A 14,373-nucleotide genomic window follows, 5' to 3' on the forward strand; every position below is an offset into this window, starting at 1 on the left:
ATTGATTTCTCGATTTATATCACAAGATTGCAAAAGACGAGGAGGGCAAAACGATAAGGCGTTGCAATCGATTTTTTGCCGCAACCGTCACGACGCGTCGCGAATGATCGCCGAGGTTCGCTGGGCACCGGCGAGGTCGATATCGGGGTTCGACGGCTTCGGCCGCGACAACGCAATTTCCACCGCATTCACGAGCTGATCCGTTGTCAGGCCCGCTTCCGGAAGGGTCAGCGCCAGGCCGAGTTTTTCCAGTCGCTCCGCACGCACCGACTGCTCCGTCTCGCCGCCGGCCGTAAACGGGACCAGGATTGACCGGCAGCCCGTGACGAGGAGATCGCCGACCGTATTATAACCTGCCTGCGAGATCGACAGTTCGGCGGCCCTCAGCAGCGACGGGAAATCCTTGCGGAAACGGACTAGGTCGACATTGCCGGGCGCGTCCTTCGCCAATGCGCCAAAATCCTGCTCCGGCAAGTTCGGTCCGGTGATCAGCAGCCAGCGGCGATCGATCGCTACGCGGCTTGCCGCCTCCAGCGAGGCACGGACCAGGTCGCGCCCAACCGCACCGCCGCCGGCCGAGACGATGATGTCGAAAGTCTCCGTTGGTTCCGGCGGCAGGGGCGGGGCGACAAGGCCGGTATAGGTTATCTTGTCGGATATGGCTGATGTCAGCGGAAACGTCTCTTCCAGCCGAACGAAGCCGGGATCGCCGTGGACGAGAACGCCGTCGAAATGATCGCGCAGCAATACCACTGTCTCTTCATCACGCCCCGGCTTCTTCTGCTGCTGCAAGATATCACGCACCGAGGTATAGAGCTTCGGCTTGGGACTGGCCGCGGCGATGGCGTCGAGCAGCGGCAGCAACTCGAAGCGCATTTGACGGCGGCCGAACGGAAAGGCCTCGACGATGACGACATCTGGCTTGGCCGTCCGGAAGGCCTCCAGCAGCAGGTCGCGACGCGCTGACAGGAATTCTTCGCCTGCGGCATTTCCCGTTTGATCGGCCAACCCTGAGAATCCCGCACTGCTGGCGACGACCGGCGGCAGGGTGACCGAGGTGACATCCGAGCCTGGAAAACCGTTCACCGGTATGCCGCCAGTGACCACCGTCACCTGGCAGCCGTCCTTGGCAATTGCGCTGGCGATGCGGCTTGCACGGGCGAGGTGACCGATGCCGAGCAGGTGCTGAACATAGAAAAAGACACGCGGGGACGAAGTATGTGAAGGCGTCATGCGGATTTTCGCCATTGCTCTTCTTTTTGCCACTGCTCCTCGAACAGCCGCGTTAATTGCCGGATGCTGGAATGGTGGTCGAAATGTTCGCGCACCCGCTTCTCGGCGGCGTCGCCAAGCCGATGGCGCAGTGTCGGATCGCGGATTGCCCGTTCCATTGCCGCTGCCAGTGCCTTCGGGTCTTCCGGCGGCACGACAAAACCATTCTCGCCATCCGTGAGCAGCTCTGGCACACCGGAAATATTGGTGGAGAGGCATGCAAGACGCTGACTCGAGGCTTCGACCAAAACATTCGGCAGGCCATCGCGGTCGCCATCGGCAGCCACACGGCAGGCAAGCGCAAAAAGATCCGCCTGGCGGTAATGCGCCAGCACGTCTTCCTGCGCCATCGCGCCCTTCCAGGTGATACGGTTGCTAATGCCCAGCGTCTCGGCAAGTGCCTTCAACTTCGTCAGCCCATCGCCGCCGCCGATATGGGTGAAGCGCCAATGAAGATCGGTGGGCAGCAGCGCCAGCGCCCGCAACAGCACATCATAACCCTTCTTCTCCACGGCGCGACCGACACTGAGCAGGAAAGCGGGCTCGGATACCTCCGAGCCGTCACGGTCGGAATGTTGCCCCGCAAATGCGTCGAAACGGGCGAGATCGAGGCCGTGATAGCTTAGATGCACGCTCTCCGGCGTCGGTGTCAGATCACGCATGTGCTCAAAGCCGGTGCGCGTGCAAGTCACTGTCCAGCGCGCGCGTTCGAGCTTTTCCGACAGCTCCCAGTCCGGTGAGGTCCAGATATCCTTGGCATGCGCAGAGCAAGTCCAGGGAACGCCTGTCATGATGCTGGCATAGGCCGCCACCGAGGCCGGCGTATGGATGAAATGCGCGTGCAGCCACTCGCCATTGTCGGGCCACTCATGCACCAGCACCAGCGCCTGGCCGAAGCGGCGCACGCGGTTTGGCGTGATGTCACGCTTGAGATCGGCCCAGAATTGCCTTAGCAGCGGCTTGAAACCGGGCTTCTTGATCCCGGCCAGAAAGGCGCGCAGCACGCGTAGCGGCTCGTTGTGCAGATACTCCGGCAGGTAGACAACCCGCGCCCTGATCTCGTCATGGATGGGATGGCGCTTCTTGTCCGTCGGCTTGCGCATCGAGATCAGCGTCAGGTCGAAGCCGGCCCTCTCCAGCCCGAGCAGCTCCTGCGCGATGAATGTCTCGGACAGGCGAGGGTAGCCCTTGAGAACCACCAGGATTTTTTTTCGCATCGATCGGTTCCGATGCACTATTCAGCGACGACCGATAGCGGCGGATAGTGGTCGCGGTCATCAAACCATTCACCGACGATGCGGGAAATATGCACCAGCCCTTCCAGCCGCATGTTCTCGCCGCTCGCCGACGGCGGCGCGCGGTTCGGCAGGCGCTTCAGCGCCGCCGCGAGCTGTTTCGGATCGGCCGACTCCTCCGGTAGCAGCATGTCGACAAGGCCCAGCTCGCTTGCCCGCTGAGCGCGGATCAGCTGTTCTTCGCGTGGCCGCGTGCGCGGGATGATCAGCGCCGGCTTATCGAAAGACAGGATTTCGCAATAGGTGTTGTACCCACCCATAGCGACCACGCCCTTGGCGCCCGCGATCAACTCTTCCATCTTGTTGTCGAACTCGATCACCTGCAGGCAGTCAATCTTGCTCGCGCGCTCGATCAACTGGTTGCGCTCCTTGGCCGGCATGTAAGGGCCGAGAACGATCAGCGTCTTGTGTTGAAGCGTATCGTCGTGCTCGAAAGCGCCGATGACATCGCTGACCAGATCGGCACCGTCGCCGCCGCCACCGGTCGTGACCAGAATGTAATCATCGTCAGGCACATGTTCCGACCTGGTGCCCAAAGTGGACACACCGCGCTGCAGGAAGCCGACGAACTCCATCTTGCGCCGCACACCTGACGGCACGTCGAGACCGAGAAGCGGATCATGGAAATCCGGCGGGCCGTAGACCCAGACGCGATCGTAAAACTGATCGATCTTCTGCAGAACGTTGTTCTTCTTCCACTCCGCTTCCAGCAGGTGCGGCGCGTCCATGACGTCGCGCATGCCGAGCACGAGCGTGGTGCCGCGCGCCTTCAGATATTGCAGGGTCTCCTCGACCTCACCCTTCAGGCCCATCGGCTCCTTATCGACAATGAAGATGTCGGGCTGGAAGGTCTCCGCCGTGTGGCGGATGATCGACTGGCGCATCTTCAACGTGTCCTGAAGATCGACATGGCTCGCCATCGAGGTATATTCGCCGTCACGCAGCTTGATGACGCTCGGCACCTTCACAAAATCGACTCGTGCTCGATAATCGAAAGCACCGGCAATCGTCGCACCGGAAATGATCAGGACGTTCAGCCCACGATAGTCTTCAACGAGCGCGTGCGCGATCGTTCGGCACCGCCTGAGGTGGCCGAGACCGAACGTGTCGTGACTATACATGAGGATTCGAGCATCTTCTAAGCGCCGCTTCATGGGCAAAACCTCAGGAATGAAAGTCATTTTAGCGGATTGTCAGCAAACGACGTCCGCGGCCGCTCTTCGAATTGCAATCCATTTCTTGGCCACGCTTTTCGCTATTTGTAGGGATCGGCTGCGTCACGCAAGCCATCTCCTAAAAAGTTGAACGCCAGAATGACCAATATCACCGGGACCATCGGGAAGAGTAGCCACGGATAAAATGCGATGACACTGACGCTCCTTGCCTCGGTAAGAAGGATGCCCCAGCTGGTGATCGGTGGGCGAAGACCGAGCCCCAGGAAGCTCAGCGCGGTTTCGCCGAGGATCATACTGGGTATCGAAATAGTCGCCGTCGCGATCAGATGCGACATGAATCCTGGTACAAGATGACGGCCAATGATACGCGGCGAGCTTGCACCCATCAATTGTGCTGCAAGTACATAGTCTTCTTCGCGTAAAGACAAGAGCTTGGAGCGAACGGCGCGTGCCAATCCGGTCCAATCGAGAATGCCGAGGATGATGGTGATGCCGAAATAGATGATGATGGGGCTCCAGGTCACCGGCATGATCGCCGCGAGCGCCATCCACAGCGGCAGGCTCGGCAGCGATTGCAGCACTTCGATGACCCGCTGGACGAGAAGGTCGAACACACCGCCATGATATCCCGCCAGCCCGCCGATGACTATCCCCAGCACGAAGCTGATGGAGATGCCGATCAACCCTATCGTCAGCGAGATGCGCGCTCCGTAGATGATGCGGGACAATACGTCGCGCCCGAGCCGATCAGTGCCGAGCAGGAACATCTGGCCGCCGACAGCGGGGCAGACCAAATGGAGATTCGAATCCACCAATCCCCAGAAGCGATAGGCATCGCCACGACAGAAGAAGCGGATCGGCTGAACATCTTGCACATTGTTCGTATAGACCCGCCGTAGCGTGGCGAGATCGAGGGTCATCTTGCGGCCATAGACGAAGGGCCCGACAAATTCGCCGTTGTTAAAGAAACGGACCCTCTGTGGTGGCGAATGGATAAAATCGACATTGCGGGTGTGCAGGCCGTAGGGCGCCAGGAATTCCGAAATCAGGATCGAGCAATAGAGCAGCAGCAGAAAGATGCCTGAAGCCAGAGCAAGCTTATGCCGCTTGAACTTCCACCACATCAACTGCTTCTGCGAGGCCTTGTAGTAGCGTGCCTGGCCGGCCGACATGGCCTCGAACTGCTCCGGATCGAAGGCTGCGGTGGAAACGTAGTGCTCTAATGGTGCGCCTGGACGCGGCAGGGGTGCGTTCATTTCGTGCTCCTGCCTTGCAAGCGGATACGTGGGTCGAGGAAGCCGAGGGCGATGTCGGAGATCAATACGCCGATAACGTTCAGGAAAGCGAGAAACATCAGGAACGAGCCGGCGAGATACATATCCTGGCTCTGCAGCGCCTTGATCAGCATCGGCCCGGTCGTTTCCAGCGAGAGCACGATGGCCGTGATCTCGGCGCCGGAGATGATCGACGGCAGGATAGAGCCGATATCGGCGACGAAGAAATTGAGCGCCATGCGCAGCGGATATTTCACCAGTGCCCTGAGCGGGTGCAGCCCCTTGGCCCGGGCGGTGATCACATATTGCTTCTGCATCTCGTCGAGCAGGTTGGCGCGCAGGCGGCGGATCATGCCGGCAGTGCCCGCGGTGCCGACAATGACGACGGGAATCCACAGATGTGAGAGGATCGAGCGCGCCTTTTCCCAACTCATCGGCTGCGACAAGTATCTCTGATCCATCAGATGGCCGATCGAAACGCCGAACCAGACATTGGCGAAATACATCAGGATCAACGCCAGCATGAAGTTCGGAATGGCGATACCGAGCAGACCCAGGAAAGTCAGGCCGTAATCGCCCCAGCTATATTGATGGGTGGCGGAATAGATGCCGATGGGGAAGGCGACCAACCATGTCAACAGGATCGTCGTCATGGATACCAGGATCGTCAGCCACAGCCTGTCGCCGACGACCTCCGAGACCGGCAACTGATATTCGAAGGAATATCCGAAATCGCCGTGCAGCATGCCGGCGACCCAACGGACATATTGCAGGGCTATGGGTTTATCGAGCCCATATTCGTGGCGAAGATCCTCGATTTCCTGCAGATTGGCGGTTTCGCCCTGGGCTTGAAGCTCCGCGATCTGGCTTTCGAAGAAATCGCCTGGCGGCAACTGGATGATGGTGAAGACCAGCATCGAGATGACCAGCAGCGTCGGAACCATGACCGCAAGGCGCCAAAGAATATATCTAAACACGCGGTTGATCCTCCTTCAGCCAGAAGGTGTCGGGCATATAGACGCCGAGATAGCAGGTCGGATCGAAACCGTAGAGCGCTTTTTCTGGCATATTCTGCAGATGTGACGCGCGCAGGATTGGCTGCAATGTTCCGTTGATCAGGCCAATGGAAAAGACCTGCTGGGTATAGATCGATAGCATCTGGTGCCAGATCTCGGCGCGTTCGAAAGAGGAGGCCGCAACGCCCCATTGGCCGAGAAGCCTGACCAGTTCTGCCGCTTCCGGCAGGTCGGGCGCGACGCCCTTAGTGCCGCCTGAAAGATAATGCATGCCCCAGAGCGGCCATTGCATCTGGTCGTCCATCGTCGGAGCAAGCTCGCCGGGGTTCATGTCGGCGGTTGCCACCCCATTGTCGAGACCATACCAGATCGACATCAGGATGCGTCCGCCCATGGCGCGGCTTCGGAAGACGTCGCGCTGCGACACGCGGGTAAAGAGCGCGATGCCGACTCTGCGCCAGTGATCGGTAACCAGTTCCAGCACATCGGTGTCGAGCGTGCTTTCGCCGGCAGTTTCCACGGTGATCTCGGCTCGCCGTCCGTCCGGCAGCAGGCGAATGCCATCCCTGTCCCGTTTGTCGAGGCCCGCCGCATCCAGCAGATCATTGGCCTGAGCCGCATCATGGGCAATCCACGCGGATGAATATTCCGGTCTGTAGAGCGGGCTTTCCGGCAGGACAGTATCGGCGCTTTCGGTGCCGAGGCCGTAGAAGACGGCCATGTTGATCTCGTGGCGATCGATCGCCATCGAGAGTGCCCGTCGCACCCGCACGTCGCGCAGGATATCACGCCACACGGGATCGGCACTGTTCAGGTTCGGCAGCAGTGCGACACGTGAACCGCGCGCCACCTTCCAGAGATGGACCTTGACCGGATAGCGCTTTTCCGAATCCTTCAGGAAGGTGTAGTCGTTGAAATCGATTCCGGTCGCCTGCAGATCGCTTTCACCCGCGCCTGCCTTGGCCGCGATGATCGCCGAGGAACTGATATTCAAAACGAAGCGGTCGATATAGGGCAGCTGCCGACCGTTTTCATCCACGCGATGGAAATAGGGATTGCGCTCGAACACGAATTGTTCGGCCGGTGGCGCCGTCGTGTTGCGCCAGGGATCGAGCACTGGCAGTTTGGGATTTTCTGGCCGGTAGCTGCGCGCCATCTTGGTGTGCAGCTCTGTCCATTTGCGAGCACGGTTTTCCTGCATCAGGGAGGAGAGGCGGATTTCGTCCTGATATTTCTTATGGAATTGCTTTAGGTAATGAGCAGGGCCGGCGATGACCAACGGCTGCGGTGCCGCCAGGCTCGGCAGGAAATTCGGATTGGGTTGATCCCAGGAATAACGCACCGTCAGCGAATCGAGAACTTCGAAGCGCGGCAGGCTACCGTGAGGGCGCAGCTCCAAGGCACCGCCGCCCGGCGTCAGCGCTTTGTTAAGAATGACGTCTTCCCACCAATAGCGAAAATCGTCCGAGGTGAACGGCTGGCCGTCCGACCATTTGTGCCCCTCACGTAGCTTGAAGGTGAAAATCGTGTCGTTCACACTGGTGAAAGATTCGAGGATATCCGGCTGCAGGCTCAATGTCTGGTCGTAGCCGACGAGGCGAGCATAACCGTAGATCGTCATGTAGCGGATATCGTTCTGGCTGCCGATGATCGTGCGCACCGAGCCACCGTAACGGCCAGGCTCGCGGCCCAAGGCCGCCATATTGACGATGCGCGGCATCTTCGGCAGGCGCTGGGCAAGCGGCGGCATCTGGCCGGCCCTGAGCCAGTCGTGCAGGTAGTCCGGCTCGTTGTCTGCGTCTGCCGCCATGACCGGCAGCGGCAGCATGCTGGAGGCCAACAGGCCAAGGAAGGTTCGACGAGTTACCACGTGCGCAATTCCTGAACATCGGCGTCGCGGCGAGCGCGCACGAAATGACCACCACCAAGATCGGCGTAGGCGAGATCCACACCCTCATCCTCCGCAAAGTGCGGGCCCCAGCTCTGCTTGGCCGCCGGGCCTTCGGCATTCAACGCAGAGAAATCAAGCGGCCGGTCGAGATCGGGGAAGGGGACCGCGGCGAGCAGCGAGCGGGTGTAGGGATGGACTGGATCGCGCAAGATGATCTCGCGCGGAGCGATCTCGACGATGCGGCCGCGGGCCATGACGGCGATGCGGTCGGCCATGTAGTCGACGACGGCGAGATTGTGCGAGATGAAGAGATAGGTAAGCCCAAGTTCCTTCTGCAAATCCTTGAGAAGATTGAGGATCTGTGCCTGCACGGATACGTCGAGCGCCGAGACCGGCTCATCGAGGATCAGCAGTTTTGGCCCCAGCGCCAGGGCGCGGGCGATACCGATTCGTTGGCGCTGGCCACCGGAAAAGCTGTGCGGATAGCGGCTCAGATAATGCTGGTCGAGCCCGATTGCCTGCATCAGACCCTTGACCTTCTCCTTGCGCTCGCTGCTGTCGCCGTGCTCATGGATTTCAAGGGGTTCGCTCAGGATATTGCGGATCGTCATGCGCGGCGACAAGGACGAAACCGGATCCTGGAACACCATCTGGATCTTGGTCCTGAGCTCCATGAGCTCGTCGCCCTTGACGGCCAGCACATCGATCTTGCCCTCGCCGTCTTCGAACGTCACCGCGCCGCTATCTGCCGTGATGGCGCGCATCAAAATCTTGCTGACCGTCGTCTTTCCGCATCCGCTTTCGCCGACAAGACCCAGACATTCGCCGCGACGGATATCGAAGCTGACATCATCGACGGCACGGAACTTCGTGCCCGCTCGCCGTCCGAACAATCCGGTTCCTTTGGATGTATAGGTTTTGGTGAGATTGCGCACCGTGAGCAGCACCGGCGGCGCGGCATTACCGATGCCATTGGTTTTGACCAATTTTTTCTTGCCGGAGAAAGTGCTGAGATTGACTGGCACATCGCGCAACGATTTCAGCCGCTCGCCGGGTTTCATGTCGAAATGCGGCACCGCCGACATCAATGCCCTGAGATAGCGATGTTGCGGCTGCCGGAAGATTGTCTCGACCGGTCCCGCCTCCATGATCTCGCCGTGATAGATGACCACGACCTCATCGGCCATATTGGCGACAACGCCGAGATCATGGGTAATCAGCAGGATGGCCATGTTGAACTTCTGCTGCAGGCTGCGCAGCAGGCCAAGGATCTGCGCCTGGATCGTCACGTCCAATGCCGTTGTCGGCTCATCGGCGATCAGAAGCGCAGGATTGCAGATCAGCGCCATGGCGATCATCGCGCGCTGACGCATGCCGCCCGACAATTCGAAAGGATACATGTCGAAAGTGCGATGCGGGTTCTGAAAACCGACGAGGCCCAGCATCTCCTCGGTCTTCTCGCGCTGCTCGGCCCTGTTGGTGGCGGGATTGTGGATGCGAAGCGCCTCGCTTATCTGATTGCCGACTGTGTGCAGCGGCGAGAGCGAGGTCATCGGCTCCTGAAAAATATTGGCCATGCGGGCGCCGCGAAGCTGGCGCATCGCGAGGCTGTCGCGCTGTAGCTCGAGAATGTCCGTTGTCTCACCGTCGAGCGGATCGGTAAAAAGAATGCGGCCGGTCGCCTTCGCCGGCATCGGCAGGATGCCCATGATCGACTGGCTGATGATCGATTTGCCGGACCCGGACTCGCCGACCAACGCCGTCACCTTACCCGGAAGCACCCGGAGATTGGCGCCTTTGACCACACGCAACTTGTCGCCGTAGATCGAGAACGAGACGTCGAGGTTCTCGATACGCAATAAATCAGTCCCAGACGCCATACTATAGTAGTTCCCGCTTGCATGACCTTTATGGCCCCGTATGGCACACTAACGTAGGCCATAACGGGTGTCCAGTTAGTCAAAGGGGTACCGCAACTGTAAAAAAACTGTCGTTTTTCCAGTGATCTATAGCAGGATGCTCAACTAAGCGGTCTTGAATATCACTGAATGAACTTCTCGCCTTGCGGGCGGCTCTCGAACTTCTTGGCATCCCGATGCAATAAGATGACCTGTTCTGCCTCCGAAAGCACATCGGCGGCCGCATCAAGAATGACTTCTGTCGTTCCATTGCCTGAGACGATCGCCTTTGGATGCACGACCGTAAAGCGCTGGCGCACGCCCCGCAGTTTCTCTTCGCCGAGCGTTATCCACTCGCCGCCGGTGTAGCCCGCAAAAATCTGACTTGCCACCACCTCCGTCGAATATTTCTTGGTCAGCGATTGCAGCCGCTCCACCTCGTTGACGGCGGCGCCGAAAGCGGAGAACGTCAAGCGATCCTTCAGCCCGACATTGCCGAACATGACGTTGCCGATATGCAGACCGATGCCATAACGAACTTCGTTCAAGCCGCGAGCCTGACGATCCTTGTTAAGAGCGGCAACCCGGTTCTGCGCGTGGAAAACGGCTGATAGCGCCGCTTCGCAAGCGACCTTCGAGGGGTCCTTATGCCGGCCGCAGGGATAGACAGCGAGGAAGCCGTCACCGAGGAAACTCAAGATTTCACCGCCGTTGCGGTTGAACGGCGCAGCGATGGCGTCGAAGAATTCGTTCAGCGTATCGATATAGGCTTGGCGCCCCTCCTTCTCGGCATAGAGGGTCGACTGACGCATGTCGCCCATGACCAGCGCGGCGCGGATCGTCTCGCCGTCGCCGCGGCGGATCTGGCCGTTCAGCACGCGTTTACCGGCGTCGCCTCCGAGATAGGTGGTGAGCATATTGTTGGCGAGCTTGCCGAGCACCGCCATCTTGGCAGCCATGGCAAGATGATTCTGCATGCGCATCAGCGCGCCGATCATTTCCTCGCTGAAACCGCTGATGCTGTCGGTCGACCAGGAGCCCATCATTCCCTGAGCGGAGCCTGCGCCGAAAGTCTGCACGAAAGCGATATAGTCGGTGATCTTCTCCTTGCGCAGATCCTCGAAAACCGGAAATTCCAGCGGCCCGTCAACGTCGACGCGGCGGCGCAGGTGCAGCAGATTGTTGGCGAGCAGATAATAATAGGGGCTTTGCACGAAGCGCTCCGGCTTGTCGTGCGTATGCCGGTAGCCTTCGATCGTCAGCCCGCCGGCGCGCCGCCAGGTGAAGCCGAGCGCGTCATAGAGCGGATGCAGCATCGAGAAGGTCAGATGCACGCGGGCGATCGGCAGGCCGGAGGCCGCAATGCGTTCGCAGAAGCCGCGGACGATGCTCTCCAGATTTTCGCCTGTCAGCGCCGACTGTGTCAGCCATTCGGCGACCTTGTCGAGAAAAATGTCGGAAACACTCGAATGAACGGTCATCATCCCCGTGGCCTATTCCTACGATCCAAAATGCTTCTTTCCCGGCGTCGCGCCAACTTCCATATGAAATGGGCGCGGCGATAAGGTCGTGTCCAAAGGATATTGGCACGGGTCGGATGGGCGAACCATGCAACGGCGACAGCGCATTTCTTTCAGAAGTCTTGAATCGCGCCGGCGCCGTGAAAGATTTGCTGCGCCTTCGACGCGTCCTGGAGGACACACGGCGCAACAGAAAAAAGCCGCCAGGATTGCCGGCTCTCGTTTTGTTCTCCTTCAAATAAGTCAGCCATGCCGCTGAAACAATGGCTGAAAACGCCGGAGCTGAAGAAAAATTTGCCGGAGAGAAAAATCTCTATGGCGTACCAGGCGACGGCACGGGCGTATCCAGCGCTGGAGAAACGGCAGTACGCAGCTTCTCCCGCAACGCCATCGCCGCCATAGCATAGCCGCCGCTGGCGCCGTCGATGAAATGCATGTGGTCGCGCATCAGCGGCGTCGGCACGAAGCAGGTCATCAGCGCGCTTTGCTGCCGATGCAGGCCGTAACGGCACACACCTGCCGCTTCGGCTTCGCGCAGGCGCGCTTCGATGCGGGAAAGATGTGCGGCGTCCACATCGATGGTCATCTTCAAGCCATCGTCGAATTTGCGAAAATCGGAATTTGCCGCAAGGTCACGCCGATAGATCTTGGCATCGAAGGTTGCGGCGCGAATCCCGAATCTGTCGAGGATGTAGATGATAACGATCTGGGCGGCGATCGAAAGCTTGCGCAACCAACGACCGGGCACCGACGCCTTGGCTCGAGCCTCGATTTCGGCGCCTTCAAAGGCAAGCGCCGGTGTCGGGCCTTCGACCGGCACGGGGTGGCCGCCGCGGTTCTGCTCGATGGAAATCGCGATGATATCGGAAACGAGGCGCTGGAATTCCGGGCCATTTCCGGCCGAATCGGGAACGGCGATGATCGAGACGATCTCGCCATTGCGCGCCTCGATCGGGTTCCATCGGCAAGAAAGGCCGGTCAGATCTGGCCGCGCCTCCCGCGGCGCCGCTTCGACGGCAAAGCGTCCTGCCTTCATCTGCTTTTCCGCCCAGCTCGCACCGCCACCGGAAAACATCGCGTAGGAAACGAAATCGCTGGGGCCGAAACGGGCGACCCGCACATCCAGCCCCTCGGCGCGGACATCCGCCATCGGCACCAGTGCCGTCCGCAGACTGAGCTGCAACTCCTCCATCACCCATGTCCGCACCGCTGCCAGCGCCTCTTTCACGCGACCTTCGCCGGAGGGAGGAATGGCCACCAGAGCACCATCGCCGCCGAAGACGAAAGGATAGTCGCCATTGTCCATCGCGTTAAGCACCGCGGAAATAACACCGGCTCCAGCCATGTTGACCGATTTGTACTGACCGGATTCGATCGCCTTCGTCGAGCTGACGATATCGGCGATCGCCAGGAACCAATCATGGGGAAGCGGCTGATAATTGTTGCTGTCGGTGACGCCTTCGAAACGGGTGAAAACCGGCAGATTGCGGAAGAAATCGTCGTTCGATGGATCGGCCATGATATCCTCCTTATGAGCGAGCGCCGCAAAATCCTATCCCTACAGCAACTGCATCGAAAAACCAGTGGGCGGTCGACGCGATATCATCCATCATGCTACTGCGGCAATGAGCGAGACACCGCGACGCCAAGGACAAGATATATACGATGAGCCGCCTGGATAGTTTCATCCGCCGCCTGACCGCGCAGCGCGACATTCTCAATGCCGTTGCCGATGAGGTTAAAACGCACGACGGCCCTGTGCTCGAGCTTGGGCTCGGTAATGGCCGCACTTTTGATCATCTGCGCGAGCTTTTCCCCGACCGCCGCGTCGTCGCCTTCGATCGGGCAGCCAATGCTTACGGCCCATCGATGCCAGAGGCCGGCAATCTCGTGCTCGGCGAAATCAAGGACACTGCAAGGGATTTCATCGGTATCGGCGCGTCGCTTGCCCATGCCGATATCGGCACCGGTTATGAGGACAGGGACGCCGTCACATTGACCTGGCTGCCTGAACTTATGGCCGGCGTTCTCGCCTCGCGGGGCCTGGCCGTCAGCGGCCTCCCCCTCGATCACCCCGATCTTGATGCGTTGCCCTTGCCATCAGGCGTGAAGGATGGCCGTTACTTCATTTATCGGCGCAGATAGCCGTCAACGCAGGAACAGGATGTCGAACTGCTCGCCCTCAACCGGCAAGTCGACTACTTTCATTGGCTGAGTGCGGTCTTCAAAAAAGGCGAGACATTCCGTGTAGTAGCCGGCGAGATTGGCGATGAATGCGCTTGTCTGTTCCACGCCATAAAAGGCCGGCGTGAATTCCATATGGAGCGGCACCCCGCGGGCCATCAGGGCCTGCATTGAACGGATGGCCACGGGCTCATAGCCCTCGATATCCATCCAGATCAGCCCGATATCGGCAGCCTCGACACCGATATCGTCAAGAATGCGGCCAACGGGCCGGACCGGCACGGAAATCTTTTCATCGCCGGCGCTTTGGCGCAGCGCGCTGCTTTTGCCGTGGTTCTTGTGGTTCAGATAGAAGTCGAGTTGCCCCTCGCGGTCGCCGGCCGCGCAGTTTATCGCCGTTACCAGATCCTGGATTCCATTATCGGCGATGTTCATCGACAGGAGCCGAAAGTTGCGGGGATCGGGCTCGACAGCGATGATATGGCGATAGGCGCCGCTCAAGGCGAAGTAGCAGGTCTGCGTGCCGATATTGCCACCGAGTTCGAGCAATACCGTGCCCTTTCGCAGCAGGCCGCGCTCACGCAGAACCGTGAGCAGCCGGTCGACGTGATCGCGCTCGAAATGCCCTTTACGAAACACTTTGCGGCCGATGTATTCGGCCGGCGAAAAGCTCAAGACGTGATCGCCGCAATCCACTGTCATGGTCTTCACACGCGGACCGATGGCGCTGACAAGAATGTCGCGGCCAAGACGGGTATCGAATAAACGCGTGGCGATGCGATCCCTGATCTTGCGAAGGGTGCGTCTCCAGAATTTGGCGGTCAAAAACTTGCGGTCGAACATGGCGG

11 protein-coding genes are annotated in these 14,373 nt (G+C 59.5%); 1 reads left to right on the forward strand and 10 read right to left on the reverse strand.

What is annotated here, in order from left to right; genetic code table 11:
* Positions 1 to 87: 87 nt before the first annotated feature.
* The 9 genes from PY649_RS20820 to PY649_RS20860 form a co-directional block, all read right to left on the reverse strand.
* The gene (locus PY649_RS20820) at positions 88 to 1,233 is read right to left on the reverse strand and encodes a glycosyltransferase family protein (protein WP_285870557.1); all 1,146 of its coding nucleotides are present in this window, start codon (positions 1,231 to 1,233) and stop codon (positions 88 to 90) included.
* Positions 1,230 to 2,489 carry a glycosyltransferase family 4 protein gene (locus PY649_RS20825; RefSeq protein WP_285870558.1) on the reverse strand — a complete coding sequence of 420 codons (1,260 nt, stop codon included), beginning with the start codon at positions 2,487 to 2,489 and terminating at the stop codon, positions 1,230 to 1,232. The genes PY649_RS20820 and PY649_RS20825 overlap by 4 nt, the downstream gene beginning before the upstream one ends.
* Before the next feature lie 17 nt (positions 2,490 to 2,506).
* A complete protein-coding gene (locus PY649_RS20830) occupies positions 2,507 to 3,721 on the reverse strand; it encodes a glycosyltransferase family protein (protein ID WP_285870559.1) in 1,215 nt (404 codons plus the stop codon).
* A gap of 101 nt (positions 3,722 to 3,822) precedes the next feature.
* Entirely contained in the window at positions 3,823 to 4,998 is a 1,176-nt protein-coding gene (locus PY649_RS20835) for an ABC transporter permease (protein WP_285870560.1), read from the reverse strand.
* Positions 4,995 to 5,993 carry an ABC transporter permease gene (locus PY649_RS20840; RefSeq protein WP_285870561.1) on the reverse strand — a complete coding sequence of 333 codons (999 nt, stop codon included), beginning with the start codon at positions 5,991 to 5,993 and terminating at the stop codon, positions 4,995 to 4,997. The genes PY649_RS20835 and PY649_RS20840 overlap by 4 nt, the downstream gene beginning before the upstream one ends.
* Positions 5,986 to 7,842, reverse strand: a complete 1,857-nt coding sequence (locus PY649_RS20845; protein ID WP_432761385.1) for an ABC transporter substrate-binding protein — start codon at positions 7,840 to 7,842, stop codon at positions 5,986 to 5,988. Before PY649_RS20845 ends, PY649_RS20840 begins: the two co-directional genes overlap by 8 nt.
* 53 nt (positions 7,843 to 7,895) lie before the next feature.
* Positions 7,896 to 9,803: an ABC transporter ATP-binding protein gene (locus tag PY649_RS20850; protein WP_285870563.1), complete on the reverse strand. Its 1,908-nt coding sequence runs from the start codon at positions 9,801 to 9,803 to the stop codon at positions 7,896 to 7,898.
* 161 nt (positions 9,804 to 9,964) lie between these two features.
* Positions 9,965 to 11,305, reverse strand: coding sequence for an adenylate/guanylate cyclase domain-containing protein (locus tag PY649_RS20855; RefSeq protein WP_285870564.1), 1,341 nt, complete (start codon positions 11,303 to 11,305; stop codon positions 9,965 to 9,967).
* 349 nt (positions 11,306 to 11,654) lie between these two features.
* Positions 11,655 to 12,860, reverse strand: a complete 1,206-nt coding sequence (locus PY649_RS20860) for a DUF3095 domain-containing protein (protein ID WP_285870565.1) — start codon at positions 12,858 to 12,860, stop codon at positions 11,655 to 11,657.
* Between the two features lie 146 nt (positions 12,861 to 13,006).
* On the opposite strand from PY649_RS20860, the gene PY649_RS20865 reads away from it, so the two are divergent.
* Complete coding sequence (locus PY649_RS20865) at positions 13,007 to 13,486, forward strand: class I SAM-dependent methyltransferase (RefSeq protein ID WP_285870567.1); 480 nt, start codon at positions 13,007 to 13,009, stop codon at positions 13,484 to 13,486.
* A 3-nt stretch (positions 13,487 to 13,489) separates the two neighbouring features.
* On the opposite strand, the gene PY649_RS20870 is transcribed toward PY649_RS20865, so the two are convergent.
* Entirely contained in the window at positions 13,490 to 14,368 is an 879-nt protein-coding gene (locus PY649_RS20870) for an FkbM family methyltransferase (protein ID WP_285870568.1), read from the reverse strand.
* Positions 14,369 to 14,373: the final 5 nt, after the last annotated feature.

The sequence above is a fragment of the Rhizobium mayense genome, assembly GCF_030272705.1.
Taxonomy (GTDB): domain Bacteria; phylum Pseudomonadota; class Alphaproteobacteria; order Rhizobiales; family Rhizobiaceae; genus Rhizobium; species Rhizobium mayense.

Bases quoted from the DNA above. Each gene is read 5' to 3' on its own strand.
- PY649_RS20825 (WP_285870558.1), bottom strand. From the start codon at position 2,489: ATGCGAAAAAAAATCCTGGTGGTTCTCAAGGGCTACCCTCGCCTGTCC.
- PY649_RS20865 (WP_285870567.1), top strand. From the start codon at position 13,007: ATGAGCCGCCTGGATAGTTTCATCCGCCGCCTGACCGCGCAGCGCGAC.
- PY649_RS20835 (WP_285870560.1), bottom strand. From the start codon at position 4,998: ATGAACGCACCCCTGCCGCGTCCAGGCGCACCATTAGAGCACTACGTT.
- PY649_RS20820 (WP_285870557.1), bottom strand. From the start codon at position 1,233: ATGACGCCTTCACATACTTCGTCCCCGCGTGTCTTTTTCTATGTTCAG.
- PY649_RS20850 (WP_285870563.1), bottom strand. From the start codon at position 9,803: ATGGCGTCTGGGACTGATTTATTGCGTATCGAGAACCTCGACGTCTCG.
- PY649_RS20860 (WP_285870565.1), bottom strand. From the start codon at position 12,860: ATGGCCGATCCATCGAACGACGATTTCTTCCGCAATCTGCCGGTTTTC.
- PY649_RS20855 (WP_285870564.1), bottom strand. From the start codon at position 11,305: ATGATGACCGTTCATTCGAGTGTTTCCGACATTTTTCTCGACAAGGTC.
- PY649_RS20830 (WP_285870559.1), bottom strand. From the start codon at position 3,721: ATGAAGCGGCGCTTAGAAGATGCTCGAATCCTCATGTATAGTCACGAC.
- PY649_RS20845 (WP_432761385.1), bottom strand. From the start codon at position 7,842: ATGGCGGCAGACGCAGACAACGAGCCGGACTACCTGCACGACTGGCTC.
- PY649_RS20870 (WP_285870568.1), bottom strand. From the start codon at position 14,368: ATGTTCGACCGCAAGTTTTTGACCGCCAAATTCTGGAGACGCACCCTT.